Origin of the sequence: Cognatundibacterium curvum (genome assembly GCF_014284235.1) — a bacterium.
In the GTDB taxonomy this organism is placed as follows: Bacteria; Pseudomonadota; Gammaproteobacteria; order Burkholderiales; family Burkholderiaceae_D; genus Undibacterium; species Undibacterium curvum.
The window spans coordinates 561,496-578,589 of the sequence record NZ_JACOGD010000001.1 but is presented as its reverse complement, the minus strand read 5'-3'; the positions used below and the strand labels follow the sequence as shown (position 1 = coordinate 578,589).

The following is a 17,094-nucleotide window of genomic DNA, read 5'->3' as shown; positions in this document are numbered from 1 at the left end:
GAATTAGGCTTATGCGATCAATTGCTGCTCAATTGTCTCAAGGCAGCATCGGAAATGGGGGGGGGGCTCAAAGGTACTATAAAATCCTTACGCCAGAAGTCGTCGAACTATCCCGGTTAAGAGCAGAAATTACCAGACTCAGATCGGCAAACGAAATCATAATGTAGGCAGCGACATACTTCGAGAAAGATATTCTGTGAGGTATGTATGGATAGCTAATAGTCGTAAAATTTACTCATTATCCGAAACATGCAATGTGTTTGATATCGGTTTGAGCGCTCATCGTGCCTAAACACACGATGGGATTCTTGGTGGAGAGCGCTTGCCAGACGTATGGATGCGGGCAGTCATCTGTGCTATTTATAGCGGCAAATGGTTGCCCTCGCATGATCAGACATATTGTGACAGATGCGCTAATCATGGCATCACGTCGCCACAAACTGCTTCCAAATACAGCCCCAGCGCCTGCCAGGCATCTCTGGTTTCTTCTTCGTATTCGTGGTGCAGATAGTGTCGATTCACCTTGCCGCCGGGAGTGACATGATTTTGGCAGCGGTTGATCGTATCAATTGAGATCCTCAGTTTTTGCATGATGGTTGAGCCGGTTCTGCGCAGGTCGTGCGGGGTCCATTTGCCGTTGTTGCCGTCCGCTAAGACTAAAGAGTTGTCGTTCTTGCGGTTCTTTTTGGGGGCGGTTGGTTCCCCGTTTTTGTCCACTTTAAACATGAATTGCCGGTCGCTGACCTGGTCTGCAATGACTTTGCGGCCTATGCAGTTATTGCCTGTGGAGTCAGGGAAGCACCATTCGCTATAGCGCGTCAGTTGGTATAGCTGCTTGAATTGTTCCAGGGAAAAGTCAGAAAGATACACGTTTAATGATGCGACTTTGTTTTTGACGTTGTCTTTGGGGATAAACCAAGCCTTCTTGTCGAAATCAATATCCTCCCAGCGCGCAGAACTCAATTCGCCAACACGGCACAAGGTGGACAGCATGATCCAAATGGCGAGTTGGGTGGTGGCGACGACAGGACGTTGTGCTGCGCGTTTGTTCTCCGCTTGTTCATAGCTGGCTTGCTGACGCATAAAAATAGCTGCTAATTCAGCGATTTCTTCGTCAGAGAGGATGCGGGTGCGAACGTTGTCTATGTCATACTCTTCGCTGACGACTCTTTTGATCTCAACCAGGTCTGCAGGATTTCCTTCAAGCATGAGTTTTCGCCAGGGTTGGCGTTTTTCCGCCCAAGAGAACATTTGCTTAAAATTATTATTCATGAGGACCGCTGAGCGATTGACGCCGCGATCCACCATTTTTTTGAGTACATGGATTAAATCTGACTCGGTAATTTGGCAAACTTTCTTTTTGCCTAGAAAGGGCAGGACATCAGAGCTGAAAGTTCGTTTTAGCGTTGCATTACCATCTTCGCGGCGTACGCCGTTGTCTATCCAAGCCTCAAACATATCCGTGAAAGTCAGCTCTTCTTTGAGCTTTTTACTTTGCTCCGCCAGTTTAAGAGCGATGGCTTCCTGAGCTTCAATCTTGACGACTTTTTTCTGTTCGCCGGGATCGATGCCTTTTGCTACTTTTAGCCTGGCTTCGTCCCTGATTTTGCGTATAGTGACCAGCGAGTCGGTTGGCCAGGTTCCACATGACAAATCCCGGGTTTTTGCTTCCCAGCGGTAACGGTAGTAAAAATAGATGGATATCTGATCGCCTTTGAGGCGAACTTTGCCGAGTAATCCGCCGTCTTCTCGCACGGTTTTTCCATGCATTTCTGGGTCAATTGCTTCAAGTGCCTTTTGTGTTAATTTTGACATTGAAAATTTATATATGGGGTCGGAGGTTCGAAATTTTACCCCAACATTTACCCCAACAGATTTTGTGGATAGTAAAAAACGTAAAAAAACATTCGTGGACAATAAAAATTATAAGTTATTGATTTTTAAGGGATAAAATAATGAAATGTGAACTTTAAAAAATCTTAAAAAACATCGTGAGACATGCATGGGGTGCATGGGGTCGGAGGTTCGAATCCTCTCGCCCCGACCAATAAAATCAAGGACTTAGGCCAATCAGCAGATTGGCCTTTTTGCTTTCTGGGGAGCCTTTTTAAATTATTGCCCCAATGATTTCCTTAATGCCTTTAAATCCGATGAGAATCGTCAAATTGCTCTCAAGCGTAACTATAGCGGCGATCACCGTATTTCGCCCACAGGTAGCTTGCTGGCGATTGTTTGGCATTTCCATGGGCTTCTTTGCAAATTTAAATTTGACTGGGACTTGTTACCAACGGGGCTTAGTTCCATCGAATATTGGCGACTGACGCCTCAAATACCTTGTAATGTGTATTATCGTAGTGATACACTAATTCACAATGAACTACGACATACACCCTTCCAGCAGTACACCCATTTTTCGCCAGATCATCGATCAGGTGAGGCGCTTTATTGCAAGTGGACAGTTGCGTTCAGGTGACACATTGCCCTCCGTGCGGACGGTCGCTTTGCAACATGCGATTAATCCTATGACTGTCAGCAAGGCTTACAACATGCTGGAGATCGAAGGTGTATTAGTGCGCATGCGTGGGGTCGGCATGGTGATTGCAGAGCAGCGCAATACGGCAAAAGACAAAACCATTTTAGCTATGCCTGCGATGTTGAGTGCAGCCCAAGTAACCCATCAGCTCGGATTGGAGAAGGCGCAAGCGCTGAGGTTATTTGAACAGGCATTAAAAACTATAGAGAACGAGAATAAAAGAAATGCAGACTAAGACCACAGCATCAGCCGCCAAGCAATTCGCGATTTCCTGCGAAAACCTGCATTATTCCTATAGCTCTAAATCGATATTGCAAGATGTCAATCTGGCGATTCCTCATGGTGCAGTGGTGGGTCTCATTGGTGCCAACGGCTGCGGTAAATCGACGCTGCTGCGTTGTCTGGTTGGATTGCATAAGCCTCAGCAAGGCGAAGTATGCCTGTTCGATACACCAGTACTAGAAATGGACGATACGATACGCGAACGACTCGGCTTTGTTGCGCAATCCGCTGATCTATTTCCTTGGCTCACTGTTGAAAAACACATCAAGATGATAGGGCAAGTCTATCCTAAATGGCGCGAACGACGTGCCATAGAATTGGCGCTACGCTTGCGTCTGCCTATGACTCGTGAAGTAAGTCAACTATCGGGAGGCGATCAACAAAAATTGGCGGTGGTGCTGGCGCTCGCACATCAACCAGACTTAGTTATTTTGGATGAGCCAGTATCAAGCCTTGATCCTATGACAAGACGTGATTTCATGCGTTCCTTGTTTCAAGATGAACGACCATTCTTTGCTGATTCTATCCATGAAAAAGATCAACATGACAGCAGCGTCGAATATGCGCCGACCATCCTTATTTCCAGCCATTTATTAAGCGACTTAGAACGCGTGGTGTCTCACGTTGCCTTCATGCGCAATGGCGGAATTCAGTTATTTGAGGAATGGGATGCGGTTTTGGAATTCATTCGAATCTTACCAAAATCTTCATTCAACATACCACAATCACTATGTATTGCCGAAAATCGAGAGCAATGTGTCATAGACACACGTGTACTCCGTGACTGGATAGTGAAAAATTCTGAGACTAAATTTGACATCGATGACATCGTTACAGCACCGTCTATCAACGGTCTCGATGATCTTTTTATCGCCTTGAATTATTGAATTATGAAAATGCAAGCCATGTTAAAGTCAGAATCGAAGACATTGAAATTTTGGTATACAGGTAGTTACACAGGCTATATTTCAATTTTTTTTCTGACCTTACTCGCGATCGTATACAGCATAATTTTGCTGAACAAAGATGGTAAGCATTGGTTATTTTATGCTTCCGTTTTTACCGGCGTTTGCCTATTTAGTTTAATGGTGAGCGGGCTAAAATGGGGACGCATTATGCTCTCAGGCGCGCGAGTTTTCTATCATATGCAAACACCTGTCAGTTTATGGCATGGCTGGCAGCGCGCAATTTTGACGCGAACCTCCTTGGGTCTGATTATCCTGCTTTGTGTGCTCGCTACGTTGGAGTTAAACCATAAAGATTTATTGCCGACTAGCGCGTTATTGGCGATGGCGTCATTGGCATTAGCGGGCGGTTTTTCCTTGCCAATGGTATTCAATCACTATTTGAATAAACGATGCTATTTGTTATTCTTTGCATTCGTAGCATGCTTAATTTACATTACTTTCCACATGGGAGCCAAGCAGTGGATAAATGCTTCCATTGAGTGGCATTTACCTGCCATCTTGGCGTGGCCGATACTCACTGTTTGCACATTGCTCTACTGGGACAAACCACCTGTTCAAAAAGGAAAAACGCTATTTCTCCGATTGAGAGAGTTGGTGCTCATCAGTAACTTGCGCCACTTCTATTTGCGGTTCACTAGCCTTGGATCGATTAACGCCAGAGAAAAGAAAGGTAGACTCGCTATTTTAGGCCTATTCTGGTTTCTTCCGATTAGCTCTAAGCTGGTCGTTGATTGGCATGCACCTGTGACCTTACCCCACCTGCTGTTCTTAGTAATGATCGCTGCATTTTCCAGCCCTTACATCGTGGTCAAAGATTTGCATTGGCGTTTTTTCCTGCTGCCAAAAAACTTTCAAAATGCTCGCATTGCCAATCATTTTCTGATCTCAAGTGTGATGTATTACGGATGCTGGGCGATTCTCATTTTCCTTACCTTGCTGGGCTCAAAAATGTTCTTTTCGACGCCAATGGCATTAAATGATACGGCGTCCGTGTCTTTCCTCAGCATCGCCATTCTGGTCATCGAATTAATCAGTGCGTTCTGCATTGGTTTGCTTATCCGAGGCAGCAAAAACCAAGGTCGCAGTTTCTTCTATCTATTTATTGCGTGGTTATTGGCGACATCTGTTGCTGCTCTCTATTTTTATTTACAACAACGGAATCCAATAACGACCGCGATATTTACCATGAACACAACGTATGTCTTGTGCGTCATCGTGACAGGTGTTGGCGCTTTAATCTACGCCAACAAACTCTGGACTCGCGAAAGATTGCTTGCTTATTTGTAAGGGGTGGGGCACGAATTACCGGCCTGCATGTTTGGCGGGGCGGTCGGTAAGCCTGTTCCCGTGCATTGCCCTTGGTAACGCAAGACCGGTTACTGACTACAAATAAGTTGCGCAATAAGGCTTTGCGTTCATAAAGAGATAGTTCAGCCACCATTGATCGCACTACACCTAAACCCTGAAAATCAAGTGCGGGGTGCGTTTATGGATTTTGACTAGTTAGTCCATAGCGCCCAAGCTGCACTAAAAAAAGCGACATCTGATCGTAAGCTTTGAGACAGAGGAAGGGCAACTTTATGGCTGTAACGACACTTCAGACCGAGACCAATTCAGCCTTGGCTCCTCATTTCGTTAGTTTTTTGCAGGCATTGGTTTTTGTCTAAAGCTAGGGTTGATTAGTTTTGGCTGTCTACCGCATTGGCGCACGCGCACTCAACAATAATTGGTCGCGGGGCAATCGCCCTTGCTTCATTTACTGCCATATTTGCGGCAAATCTCCATTTTCATTGACTGCCCTTTGCTCAGCACGGATTGGCTATGTTGGTAGCAGGCTCGTTCCTCACAAACTTAAAATTGGCGGAGGGCATAGACAAGCCGATAGAAATGTTGGTCCGTCATTGATCGATGACGATACACAGACACCAGAACATGTGCGGATTCGTTGACCCCGGCTGCTTCAAGTAGCTTGAGTTGGAGGTGCACCAAGCTGCCAGCTTCGGCTGTTTTCAATATTTCTATTAATCGTGTTCAGGTAAATCTTACCTCTGAAAGAACAGTAGTGCTTTTCAAGTATTTTAGTTCTTTATGGCTACCGATACGGAACTATTCGAATTGGCAGACCAGGCGCTGTATTGTGCGAAACAAAATGGGCGCAATAAGCTTGAAATCGGAACGAGATTGAGCGTTATCTGAATTTCAGGGAAGTGTCAGCTTATCCGTGTTTAAAGCTGGATTGCTGCCTCCTCAGTTCGGAAGTGAGCCAGGTCTCGATGGATCACAGTTGCATGCGCACATGCTCGACGGCATTGAATGCAGATTTTCTTGCCGTGCAGATGGCGTTTGAATGTGAACGCGCCGCGCTGGTGAGCGATTTTTCGGAAACGTTTGGGCTGCTGTTCGCCGGTAAATGGTTCTCTTGTGCTTGCAAATTTCTGGCAGTTGAAAATGATCAATTCAAGACTGAGTTTGGCATTCATTGCCTGCTGATGTGCTTGTGCAGGCCGTGGTTTTCGCGATCAATTGCTGCATATATTGCTCAAGCTCCTCAGTTGCCATTGGGCCAGCATATAAATATCCTTGATATGCAAAACATCCATTTTTCGCCAATAACTCACGCTGTTCTTTGGTTTCAACTCCCTCAGCAATGATGTTGAGCTCCATGCTTTTCGCAAGGGCGATGATAGTGCGGACTATCACTGCATCATTCATATCGGTCAGAACATCACGGATGAATGATTTATCTATCTTCAACTGGTCGATAGGCAGGTGTTTGAGATAGGCGAGTGAGGAGTACCCGGTGCCAAAATCGTCGAGCGAAAAACTAATTCCTCGCGTTTTCAACTCAAACATCTTTTCAATGATGCCTTCCAGGCTGTTCAACAACAGGCTCTCAGTAATTTCCAGCATGATTTTGCATGAGTTGACGCCACTACTTTTAACGGTAGCCAGCGTATGATCTATGAATTCCTGGTCGCGAAACTGTGCCGCACTGACGTTGATCGACAAAGTCAGGTGTGCGGTTTCGGGGCGGGCAGCCCAGGCGACTAACTGCGCGCATGCTGTTTCCATGACGAACCGGCCGATGGGTAAAATCAATCCCGTGTCTTCTGCTACGGAAATGAAGCTGTCAGGAGGCATCACGCCATGCCTGGGATGCATCCAGCGCAAGAGCGCTTCGGCTCCCGTTATGCAGCCTGCCTCATTCATCTGGGGTTGGTAATGCAGGACAAATTGGTTCTTCTGTATGGCTTCACGTAATTCATTGCCAAGGATTGCTCTGGCAGTGACTTGCTCCTGCATGCCCATATCAAAAAAGCGAATTAAGTTACGCCCGGACGTCTTCGCCTGGTACATGGCCGTGTCGGCGCGTTTCATCAATTCCTCACTTGAGTTAACCTGGCCAGAAAACAGGGTCACGCCTATACTTGCGCTGCAATGATAGTTGTAGGTATGCCCTTTGCCAGCAACCTCAGTCAATTCAAGCAAGTAGGGTTTTTTGATTGCGTCGAGTATCTTTTTGGCGATGGCCTCTGCCCGATCGCTTGCCTCATCTCGCTCGCCCAGAGATTCAAGTAATATCACAAACTCGTCGCCGCCCTGACGAGCCACGGTATCAACTTCCCGAACACAGGACTCAATGCGTCGCGCTACAACCACCAAAAATTTGTCCCCGACGTCATGCCCTTGGGTATCGTTCAGTGCCTTGAAATCATCCATATCCAGCATCAGGAGGGCGCCATATTGCTGTTGGCACTTTGCGTTTTGAATGGCATGTTGGATACGATCATTGAGGAGACGGCGGTTTGGCAGGTTTGTCAGCTGATCGTAGAAGGCTAGCTTCCTGATTTTTCCGTCGACATGCTTACTTTCAGTGACATCCGAATGGATGCCGATTACTCTTACTGCCTTACCTTGGGCATCGCGGTCAACCACGTGCCCTATGGATCGTATCCAAAGCCATTCATTATTCAGTGCGCGGACGCGGTACTCAGATTCGATAGCGCCACCATCCTGTAATGCCGTACTGAACGCCAATTGCGTGGCAGCTCTGTCATCCGGGTGTATGACATCCAGCCAACTCTGGAAATCGTATACGGTATCGTCCGTAGCGATACCATGAAAATTTATATATCGGACACTGGCGACCATCTCGCCAGATTGTGGATTCAGGTCGAACCAGTCCTGATCCGCGGCATCAAGCGCCAGGTGCAGACGTTCAGCCAGCATTTCGTTTCTAACAGTTAACTCCAGATCTTTGATGAGTTGATCGCCAACCACACTGGCATGTTGCAAGCTAAGCATATACAGAATGCCTAGCCCCATTGCAACTTTCAAGCTGATCGGATCTTGCATCAGCAGCGTATGGATCAAGGGTAATAGCAACAGACCACTGTAAAAACTTACTGTAGCCATGAGAAATGGCGACATGATCGATATTGAGATTGCGGACACCCCCACCAAGATCGTCAGGTTGAGAAGATAATGCTGGATTTGCCCCTCTCTCCAGAATACAAAAACGGACGAGCCCCAAACCAGGCCTATCAGAAAACTGAGGAAGATCAGACGCCTGCCTTGCGTTAGTATATCCAGCTTCTGTGAACCATCGCGCCAGCAGAGGTAGGCAGACCGGCCAATTAAAAACTCGATCACGCAGAAGATGGCAAACCAGATCACAGCCGGCTGCCATCCGGCGACCCCACCGCCGACCCACGCGAGTAGCGCAGTCCCCAGTGGCGCGGTCAATGCGCCCTCAAACGAACGTCGGGCAAAGGCTCTGACTCGCGCAGTCATCACTTTCTGCTCCACCAACGCGTTGTTCAGTTGGAAGAACTCAGGATTACCGGGCTTGGTATCGCGGCCGTTGAGACCAAAATGCAAGAATTTTGGATACGTCAGGCAAGTCCAGGCTCTTCGCCCCAGGTTGCCGGCAGTGGACAAAAACGAGGCTACCATGTCAGCTTTCATTTGTTGATTTCTTGTCCAATGCTGGAAAATACCCAATCTCAAAAGAATTCGATTGCAAGCGGCATGGAGCGGAATATCGTTAAATTTCCATATGGAAATATTCTGATTGCCTGGATTGAGCTTGAATTAATTTTTAGTTTTTATCTATATGGATGTCAGTTCTAAAACGAATAGTCATCTGTTGATAGATAGCCGTTGAAAATCCAATTGATTCTGCTTGTCGTGAGGTGCTTAGATTTGAACATAATTGGAATGATAAATCTAATCTATATCGAGAATTGCTGACTTATTGCGGCTGCATGCTGACAAAAACAGGATACTGTTTCCAAGGCTGCGATAATGGGGCATGTCAGTAAGGCCATCATTATCACTTTTGATCAGGCGTAAAGGCAGCGATCAGCAATAAAATATGAGCAAACCAAAACTGACATCGGGTGGCGCCCATGAAAATGGAACAATACATGTTGCGGAGCTTCAGCGCATTTTTATCACTTAAGCCAGCTTTTTATCAGTCTAACGTGGTTTTTAGCCGTTCAGCTAAAAAAGTCACCAAGGCATTGATACGCGGGGCCAGTGCGCCTTGTTTGTAAAATACGGCCCAAACTGGCTGGTGCCAGGGCAAGCTTACATCTTCCATAATGGAGAGAAGTTGCCCTTTTTCTCTGTCTTCAGACGTTAAAAAGTCAGCTAAGCAAACAATTCCCGTGCCTCTCAAGGCCAGGTGGCGCAGCGTCTCCCCACTCGAGGCGGTAATTTGCGCCTGTATCAAATAATTGTTGCCGTTATCCTGGGTTAATGGCCACATATTGAGCGTTGCCGGAGAGGTAAATCCAATCAAACGATGTGCAGACAAATCCTCTATTTTTTGGGGAATACCATAGCGCTTTAAATAATCTGGTGATGCCAGTAAGCGCAACCGGCTGCTTCCCAATCCGCGTGCATGAAGTGTTGAATCGGCGAGAGGACCGATTCTGATCGCTAAATCAATTTTCTCCTCAATCAGATCGACCACAGTTTCTCCGCTGACCAGATCTAAGCGTATTAGCGGATAACTATCCATAAAATCTGCTGCCAGCGGCGCGATTAAATGATTTAAAACGGGCGTTGCTGCACTGACTCTTACCAAACCCGATGGCTGTGAAAGGCGGGCGTTCATGCTTGCCTCTGTATCATGCAAATCTGACAGAATCTGACGTGCACGTGCTAATAGCCACTCTCCCTCCTCAGTAATATCTAAACGTCTGGTAGTTCGTTTCAGCAAGGTAGTACCAAGTTGAGTCTCCATCCTCGAAATAGCACGACTAATACCGGAAGGTGTTTGCCCCAGCCGGTCGGCTGCAGCGGAGAATGAACCGGTATCCATTACCGAAACAAAAGCAATCAGCGATTCAATATTTAGCATTTGTGATTCTCAGTCAAAAACATATTGTAGCTAAGAGAATTTTTCTTTGATAGTAAAGCGAGCAAACTGCGTCACCCTAATGACTCAATTTGAAGGAAAATCATGCCATTTGCTCTCTGGGCGCTGACACTGAGCGCTTTTGCTATCGGGACGACAGAATTTTTGATTGTTGGCCTCACCCCCACCATTGCTGCCAGCCTTAGTGTTTCGCTTCCCTCAGCGGGACTGCTGGTGAGTCTATATGCGCTGGGTGTCGCAGTCGGTGCGCCATTGTTGACCGCGTTGACGAGTCGTGTGCCACGAAAGCAGCTTTTGTTGGGCTTGATAGCTTTATTTATAATCGGGAATTTGCTTGCCTGGCAGGCGCCTGGCTATGAAACCCTCATGGCAGCCAGAATACTGACCGGCCTGGCACATGGTGTGTTTTTCTCGATAGGCTCAACGATAGCGACCGGCCTGGTGGCGAAGGATAAGGCGGCGAGCGCTATTGCCATCATGTTTACTGGTTTGACCGTTGCTCTTGTCACTGGGGTGCCACTTGGGACCTTTATCGGCCAGACCTTTGGTTGGCAGACCACTTTTCTTGCAGTTTCTTTCCTGGGGATAGTCGCATTGACAGGCAGTTGGATCCTGGTCCCTGATACGATTTCCCACAGCCAGCCAGCCTCTTTATTGACGCAGCTGGCGGTACTTAAAAAGCCGCGCTTATTGTTAGTCTATGCAATGACGGCATTGGGTTACGGCGGCTCTTTCATTGCATTCACTTACCTTACACCTGTCTTGCAGGAGGTATCTGGATTTTCTGCCTCCAGTGTCAGTTTAGTCATGCTGGTCTATGGCGTGTCTGTCGCATTCGGGAATATCTGGGGTGGTCAGTTAGCCGACAAAAAGGGAGCAATACGGGCACTGCAAATCGTATTTACTTTGCTTGCGCTGGTCTTATTGATGCTGACGTTTACTGCGTCAAATAAGTGCTTAGCCTTACTCACCGTGTTCGCCTGGGGTGCTGTCGCCTTTGGTAACGTGCCAGGATTGCAAGTATATGTTGTCCAGCGGGCAGAGCGTGATGCTCCTCATGCAATAGATGTTGCTTCTGGTCTGAATATCGCTGCCTTTAATTTGGGTATTGCCGGCGGCGCATGGGGTGGGGGCTTGATTGTTGCGCATATTGGCTTGATGAGCACACCATGGGTCGCCTCTGTAGTGGTTTTCCTGGCTTTGCTGTTGACAACGCTGGCTGGGCGACTAGACCACAAAGACAAGTTGAGGACTGATGCCAAGTCAGCGTTTCCATTGCCTTTAAATTAATTGTAAAGATTATAATTTCGAATGAGGGCTGAAGCAAAAGCGATAGCCGCATCCTCATTCCTTCAGTCATTCAACCAAGCATGTCGCCCAGATCCGTAAGTCAAAAAATGTCAGATGCTTCTATGGACAAATAGAGCAATATTTCAGTATTCAACATACCTGCAGTGCAGTAAGGAAATTTACTGTGATTTGACGTTCATCTGACAGTTCTTTTCAATCGGTTGTTTTGTAGCAACTGATATGGAAGATTTCAGATCGCTAAGCTAAAGACTGACCTACACTGAAAGTAGCAATTAGCCTTATAGACTGGGTTCAGGGCGTTGGTGCCGGCAATGCGGCCCAAACTTTTCATCCCATCTCCAGAACCGGGCACCTTGGATCATCAGAACGGCTTTACAGCACAGCTTCTACGTCAAACGCATTTGGCAATTTATCTAAAGGATCGCATGATGACTTCAGTCAAACTTCAACTCTGGTCCGGATTGTGCAGCAGTTTATTGGGCTTCCTCAGTTTTTCGGTCACCTCTGCATATGCCGAGGAGATGGACGCAGGATCTAAACTCAAAGTCAGTGGATTTTTATCCATTGTGGGCGGACGTACCTTTGGCGGTGAGTTACCGGCAAACTATACCGGGCCGGCTGCCATCAATGATAAAACTTGTCCCTGCTATGTAGCGGACTGGTCAAATGCAGGTGTCTACAACAACAGTTTTTCTCTGCAGCCCGAATCGCGTGCCGGGGTACAGGCGACTTATGCCATCAGCAAAGATTTCAGCCTGACTGGGCAGGTGGTGGTGCGCGGCACGGATTCCACGCCCAATATTCAATGGGCCTATGCCAGTTATAAACTCAATAAAGAATGGGAAGTTCAGGTAGGGCGTAAGCGTATCCCCTTATATTTTTACTCCGACTTCCAGGATGTGGGCGCAGCCTATCCGTGGGTAAGCCCGCCACCGGAGCTGTATGGTTGGGAAGTGACTAATTATAACGGCGCGAGTGTCCGTTACCGCACCAGCGTGGCGGATAATAATGTCGCCTTCAGTGTATTTGGCGGTAAAGAAAAATCCAAAGATTCTCTTTACGAAAAACTGGTATTCAGCGGTCAGACTGACGTCACCTGGAGCAATATCATCGGTGCTGATGCCGAGCTGGAGCGGGGGCCACTCACAGTAAGAGCGGTATATGTACAGTCTGATGTGAAGGTGGTCAACAGTTCCATCGCTCTGGACAGTGCTGCCAAACTCAAGGCTTACGGCATTGCGGTCAATCTGGATATGGATCAATGGTTTTTCTTAAGTGAGCTGACCCAGCTTTCCAGAAATTTTGATGATGCCGGATACACGGTGACTGCACCGTCCTATACCTTAGGTGCCGGTTATCGCATGGGTGCGTGGACACCATTCCTGAACTATGCCAGCTACAAAGAAAAGACCTCTGATCTGAGCAAATATCAACCCCAGGCCTACAAGCGCTTATCCTTTACTTTGCGTTACGACATCGATGCAAAAAGCGCAGTCAAATTGCAGCTGGATAAAAATCAAGACACCACGAATAACTTTGGCGGTAACGTGAACGTGTTCCGCATCTCTTACGATCGACTGTTTTAACAGGCAAATATAACAGGCAACAATTTATGCCATCGAAGATGTCATGAAAATGCTTATGGCTTGTCCAACATTTGGTAAAAGGAAATATGATGAAAACACGACTGATGTTTGCATTGTTAGTATTGAATGCGCTACCCGCTACGGCAGAGATTGTCGTCGTCACGAATCCTGCCAACCAGGCGACACGTATGCTGCCAGAACAGGTTTCTCAATTTTTTTTGGGTGGCTCCACAATTTTCACGCCGCTGGATCACAGCAAGGATGCAGCGATACGTAAAGAATTTTATGAAAAAGTCATCAAAAAAACACCTGCCCAGGTAGAGGCAATTTGGGCCAAGGCTTCATTTTCAGGCAAGGGAACAGCACCAAAAGAATTTCCAAATGATGCTGCGATAAAAAAAGCGGTCGCTGCAGAACCCAGCGCTCTGGCTTATATCGACAAGGCTTCGGTAGATTCCACGGTAAAGGTGTTGCTGGTTGTTCCTTAAGCATAATGCAAGCGCATTAATCGAACTGGTTTTTAATTCAGGTTCTGAATTGTCCGTGTATGGAGACGCAGATATCCACTCTGACATTCTGAGCATAGTTTGTTATTGACCGCATATCGTCTGCCTGAGAATTCCTAATGGCTCAAATCGCCAGCACCCGCTTAGTCAAGCCTGAGTAACAGCGATATTGCCAGCTCAAAAGACTGCTGGCTTCAAAAATAATATCAATAAATATAGATAAACAAACATTCATTGTTTGTTGTATGCTGTGCGTTCTCAGTGCCTTCTCTGAGTGGCTAACCTAAATCAAGGCGGTAAGCCGTTTCTGAAAACTGTATTTGAACATATTCAGAGCAAAATTTGACTAAATTATTTTCATATTCTTGAAAAGCTGTGACAATACGGTGCATAGGTCGTCGTCCAACCTGAAACGCAGAGGTACAGTGTTGGCTGGCGGTGAAATAAACGATCAAACTGAAACTCATATGACAATTAAAATCAGTCAGAACTTCGACGCGGGCGCGATTGAAGTCGTCAAGGCCGAACAAGCGGGTGACATCGAATTAAAACTGCGCAAAGATTCGCATGCGGATATCTGGCAATGGTTCCATTTCCGTTTGCAAGGCGCACGTGATCAGGAAACGGTGATGCGTTTTCTGAATGCGGGTGAGGCAACTTACGCCAAGGGCTGGGAAAACTATCGTGCTGTTGCCAGCTATGACCGTGAAAACTGGTTCCGCGTCGATACAGAGTTCGATGGCAAAGTGATGACGATTCGCCATACTCCAGAGACTGACAGCGTGTACTACGCTTATTTTGAGCCTTACAGCTGGGAGCGTCATTTGTCCTTGCTGGGTGCGGTGGAGCAATCGCCGTTGGCGCGCGTGCAGGATCTGGGCAATACCGTGGATGGCCGCGATCTGAATCTGGTGGTAATCGGTGATCCGTCGGCCAAGAAAAAAGTTTGGGTGATTGCGCGTCAGCATCCGGGTGAAACTATGGCAGAGTGGCTGGTCGAAGGTATGTTGAATGCCTTGCTCGATCCGGCGAATCCGATTGCACGTGCGATTCTGGATCAGGCTGTGTTGTATGTAGTGCCGAACATGAATCCGGACGGTGCTTACCGTGGCAATCTGCGTACCAATGCAGCCGGCGCGAATCTGAATCGTGAATGGATGACGCCATCGCTGGAAACCAGCCCGGAAGTCTATCATGTGAAAAACAAGATACAAGAAACCGGTTGCGATCTGTTCCTGGATATACATGGCGATGAAGCCTTGCCCTATGTATTCGTTGCAGGCAGCGAGATGATAGAAGGCTTTACCGGGCAGCAGGCGCATGAGCAACAGGTATTTGTCGACAGCTTCTGCGCAGCAAGCCCGGATTTCCAGACCAAGATCGGTTACGAAGCATCGAAGTACAATGCGGATATGCTGAAACTGGCTTCAAAATACATAGGCCATACCTATAAATGCGTATCGCTGACTCTGGAGTTGCCATTCAAAGATAATGATAATCTGCCAGATGCAGAAGTGGGCTGGGATGGCGCGCGTAGTGCAAAACTGGGCGAAGCCATGTTGCAGCCTATCCTGAAATCTGTCAGCGCTTAATGTAGCTCAGATAGAGGCGAGAAGAGGGCGCTGCGGCGCTCTCTTTTTTTGTCAGGTGAAATTCAGCAAGATAAACAGAACAGGCAGAAAAAAATGGGCGTAGAAATTGAACGTAAGTTTCTGGTGGCGGATGACAGCTGGCGCGCAGGCGCAACGGGCAGCCTCTTATGTCAGGGCTATATCAGCACCGATCCTGAGCGCATCGTGCGTGTCAGGATAGAGGGGGATACCGCCTGTCTGACCATCAAAAGCAAGTCCACCGGCATCAGTTGCGGCGAATGGGAATATTCCATTCCGCTGGACGAGGCACGTGCCTTGCTAGATCAGGTTTGCCAGCGCCCTTTGATAGAAAAGCAGCGTTACCGCATTGCGCGTGATGGCGTGGTTTGGGAAGTCGATGAGTTTTTTGGTGATAATGCAGGCCTGGTGGTGGCCGAAGTAGAGCTGAATTCTGAAGATCAGGTGTTCGTACACCCATCCTGGCTGGGGCAGGAAGTCAGTCATGATCGCCGTTATGCGAATGCCAGTCTGATACAGAACCCGTATAAAAACTGGTAAGGCAGCAATGTATTGTGGTGATGGCGTTGCGCGCAAAGTCAGGTGGCACGCGAATTTGCTTGCTTGACGCCATTGTTATCTGTGAGAATTTCATTTTTTGATATATTTTTTGCCTTGAGTGACAAGGCTGACTAACATCTGTGAATGAAATGCGCATAATGAAACGCAATGATTGGCAGCATCTGCTGCTGGGGCTGACTCTCGCCTGGCCACTGTACGCGATGGCAGACTACAAAGTGCTGATCGGTATTGATCCTGCCGATGAAACTAATAAAAAGTCTTTGTCCTTTGGCAGTGTCCCTACCCAATCCCTGATCAGCACGCTGGGAGCACCGGTGGTGTTGAAACAAACGTCGGACCTGACGGATGTCATGCGTGCCACCCGTACCCAGGAAAACGATATGCTGATCGGCCCGCCGCATGTCACCGCCTCGGCAATTTCACATCAATATCAACTGCTGGCGCGTCAGAAAATCAATTCTGAATTTGTGCTGATCGCCCGCAAAGACATTGGCAGCCTGAATCAGCTGGCAGGCAAACGCCTTTACCTGACCCAACAGGATTCGGTGCGTGCTTATGTCGCTAAGGGATTGCTGGATGAAGCCGGTTTAAGTCTGAAAAGTATGAAGAGCGTCACCTATGGTAAAACCAGCGGTGCCGGATTGCTGGCGCTGAGTGCCAATATTGCAGACGTGACGATCGCTGCGAAGGCAGAAGCAGAAGTCTGGATGAAGGCCAATCCACAGGTCGCTGTGGTGTTGAAGGCGACTCCTGAATTGCCTTCCGGCCTGGCCTTGATGGTCAAAAAATCGATGCCAGATGCTGAGAAAAAGAAAGTATTGCGCTGGCTATCAGGGCCGGATGCAGAAGCTGCTGGCTTGGGGAAAATGGTGACCACCAGCAGTGCCGATGAAACGCAATATGCCTACATTGCGGCGCTGGGTATCCTGACGCCTAAAGTTATATCCGGTGTGGCAACCGTTGGTTCTGCAGAAGTGCAGAAACTGGCAGCCTCAGGCGCTGTGCTGGTCGATACCCGCTCTGTCAAAGAGTATGATCAGGAACATATCAAGGGGGCAATCCATGCGCCCTATGTGGAGAAGAGCCTCAAGGACAGAGAGTTTGATTCAAGCCTGGATGACTATTCGGCAGTGACGAAGTTAGGTAAAGACAAAGCACTGGTGTTTTACTGTAATGGTCCGGAATGCTGGAAGTCTTACAAGGCATCGATCGTTGCTAAGGCAACCGGTGTGTCCAAAATTTACTGGTATCGCGGCGGCATGCCGGATTGGCGTGAAAATAAGTTACCGTCTGAAACGAAGAATTAAATTAAAAAAGCTGCCCGTTTTTTTGGCAGCTTTTTTTACCTT

At 47.6% G+C, this 17,094-nt stretch carries 13 protein-coding genes; 9 read left to right on the top strand and 4 right to left on the bottom strand.

What is annotated here, in order from left to right; translation table 11 throughout:
- Positions 1 to 417: 417 nt before the first annotated feature.
- Positions 418 to 1,815 carry a tyrosine-type recombinase/integrase gene (locus H8K43_RS02715; protein ID WP_186902429.1) on the bottom strand — a complete coding sequence of 466 codons (1,398 nt, stop codon included), beginning with the start codon at positions 1,813 to 1,815 and terminating at the stop codon, positions 418 to 420.
- A 557-nt stretch (positions 1,816 to 2,372) separates the two neighbouring features.
- Here H8K43_RS02715 and H8K43_RS02710 point away from each other — a divergent pair.
- Genes H8K43_RS02710 through H8K43_RS02700 form a run of 3 tightly spaced genes read left to right on the top strand, consistent with a single transcriptional unit; the run spans position 2,373 to position 5,070 of the window.
- Complete coding sequence (locus H8K43_RS02710) at positions 2,373 to 2,768, top strand: GntR family transcriptional regulator (RefSeq protein WP_186902428.1); 396 nt, start codon at positions 2,373 to 2,375, stop codon at positions 2,766 to 2,768.
- Positions 2,758 to 3,702 carry an ABC transporter ATP-binding protein gene (locus tag H8K43_RS02705; RefSeq protein WP_186902427.1) on the top strand — a complete coding sequence of 315 codons (945 nt, stop codon included), beginning with the start codon at positions 2,758 to 2,760 and terminating at the stop codon, positions 3,700 to 3,702. The genes H8K43_RS02710 and H8K43_RS02705 overlap by 11 nt, the downstream gene beginning before the upstream one ends.
- Positions 3,703 to 3,711: 9 nt before the next feature.
- Entirely contained in the window at positions 3,712 to 5,070 is a 1,359-nt protein-coding gene (locus tag H8K43_RS02700; RefSeq protein WP_186902426.1) for a hypothetical protein, read from the top strand.
- Between the two features lie 938 nt (positions 5,071 to 6,008).
- Here H8K43_RS02700 and H8K43_RS02695 read toward each other — a convergent pair.
- The 3 genes from H8K43_RS02695 to H8K43_RS02685 all read right to left on the bottom strand — a co-directional run bounded on the left by H8K43_RS02695 (position 6,009) and on the right by H8K43_RS02685 (position 10,153).
- Entirely contained in the window at positions 6,009 to 6,263 is a 255-nt protein-coding gene (locus H8K43_RS02695) for a hypothetical protein (RefSeq protein WP_186902425.1), read from the bottom strand.
- A complete protein-coding gene (locus tag H8K43_RS02690) occupies positions 6,241 to 8,751 on the bottom strand; it encodes a putative bifunctional diguanylate cyclase/phosphodiesterase (protein ID WP_186902424.1) in 2,511 nt (836 codons plus the stop codon). Before H8K43_RS02690 ends, H8K43_RS02695 begins: the two co-directional genes overlap by 23 nt.
- A 508-nt stretch (positions 8,752 to 9,259) precedes the next feature.
- Complete coding sequence (locus H8K43_RS02685) at positions 9,260 to 10,153, bottom strand: LysR family transcriptional regulator (protein WP_186902423.1); 894 nt, start codon at positions 10,151 to 10,153, stop codon at positions 9,260 to 9,262.
- Positions 10,154 to 10,255: 102 nt separating this feature from the next.
- On the opposite strand from H8K43_RS02685, the gene H8K43_RS02680 reads away from it, so the two are divergent.
- The 6 genes from H8K43_RS02680 to H8K43_RS02655 all read left to right on the top strand — a co-directional run bounded on the left by H8K43_RS02680 (position 10,256) and on the right by H8K43_RS02655 (position 17,052).
- On the top strand, positions 10,256 to 11,461 hold the full coding sequence (locus H8K43_RS02680; protein WP_186902422.1) for an MFS transporter: 1,206 nt from the start codon (positions 10,256 to 10,258) through the stop codon (positions 11,459 to 11,461).
- 446 nt (positions 11,462 to 11,907) lie between these two features.
- Positions 11,908 to 13,068, top strand: coding sequence for a porin family protein (locus tag H8K43_RS02675; RefSeq protein ID WP_186902421.1), 1,161 nt, complete (start codon positions 11,908 to 11,910; stop codon positions 13,066 to 13,068).
- A gap of 86 nt (positions 13,069 to 13,154) precedes the next feature.
- A complete protein-coding gene (locus tag H8K43_RS02670) occupies positions 13,155 to 13,556 on the top strand; it encodes a hypothetical protein (protein WP_329604468.1) in 402 nt (133 codons plus the stop codon).
- Positions 13,557 to 14,041: 485 nt separating this feature from the next.
- Entirely contained in the window at positions 14,042 to 15,166 is a 1,125-nt protein-coding gene (locus H8K43_RS02665; protein WP_186902420.1) for a M14 family metallopeptidase, read from the top strand.
- 93 nt (positions 15,167 to 15,259) lie between these two features.
- Positions 15,260 to 15,724 carry a CYTH domain-containing protein gene (locus tag H8K43_RS02660; RefSeq protein ID WP_186902419.1) on the top strand — a complete coding sequence of 155 codons (465 nt, stop codon included), beginning with the start codon at positions 15,260 to 15,262 and terminating at the stop codon, positions 15,722 to 15,724.
- A 158-nt stretch (positions 15,725 to 15,882) separates the two neighbouring features.
- Positions 15,883 to 17,052 (top strand): rhodanese-like domain-containing protein, encoded by a 1,170-nt coding sequence (locus H8K43_RS02655; protein WP_186902418.1) that lies wholly within the window; start codon positions 15,883 to 15,885, stop codon positions 17,050 to 17,052.
- The last annotated feature ends 42 nt before the right edge of the window (positions 17,053 to 17,094 follow it).

Excerpts from the sequence above, each read along its gene's own strand:
- H8K43_RS02710 (WP_186902428.1), top strand. The coding sequence starts at position 2,373 with ATGAACTACGACATACACCCTTCCAGCAGTACACCCATTTTTCGCCAG.
- H8K43_RS02700 (WP_186902426.1), top strand. The coding sequence starts at position 3,712 with ATGCAAGCCATGTTAAAGTCAGAATCGAAGACATTGAAATTTTGGTAT.
- H8K43_RS02660 (WP_186902419.1), top strand. The coding sequence starts at position 15,260 with ATGGGCGTAGAAATTGAACGTAAGTTTCTGGTGGCGGATGACAGCTGG.
- H8K43_RS02705 (WP_186902427.1), top strand. The coding sequence starts at position 2,758 with ATGCAGACTAAGACCACAGCATCAGCCGCCAAGCAATTCGCGATTTCC.
- H8K43_RS02680 (WP_186902422.1), top strand. The coding sequence starts at position 10,256 with ATGCCATTTGCTCTCTGGGCGCTGACACTGAGCGCTTTTGCTATCGGG.
- H8K43_RS02665 (WP_186902420.1), top strand. The coding sequence starts at position 14,042 with ATGACAATTAAAATCAGTCAGAACTTCGACGCGGGCGCGATTGAAGTC.
- H8K43_RS02690 (WP_186902424.1), bottom strand. The coding sequence starts at position 8,751 with ATGAAAGCTGACATGGTAGCCTCGTTTTTGTCCACTGCCGGCAACCTG.
- H8K43_RS02675 (WP_186902421.1), top strand. The coding sequence starts at position 11,908 with ATGATGACTTCAGTCAAACTTCAACTCTGGTCCGGATTGTGCAGCAGT.
- H8K43_RS02655 (WP_186902418.1), top strand. The coding sequence starts at position 15,883 with ATGAAACGCAATGATTGGCAGCATCTGCTGCTGGGGCTGACTCTCGCC.
- H8K43_RS02670 (WP_329604468.1), top strand. The coding sequence starts at position 13,155 with ATGATGAAAACACGACTGATGTTTGCATTGTTAGTATTGAATGCGCTA.
- H8K43_RS02685 (WP_186902423.1), bottom strand. The coding sequence starts at position 10,153 with ATGCTAAATATTGAATCGCTGATTGCTTTTGTTTCGGTAATGGATACC.
- H8K43_RS02715 (WP_186902429.1), bottom strand. The coding sequence starts at position 1,815 with ATGTCAAAATTAACACAAAAGGCACTTGAAGCAATTGACCCAGAAATG.
- H8K43_RS02695 (WP_186902425.1), bottom strand. The coding sequence starts at position 6,263 with ATGAATGCCAAACTCAGTCTTGAATTGATCATTTTCAACTGCCAGAAA.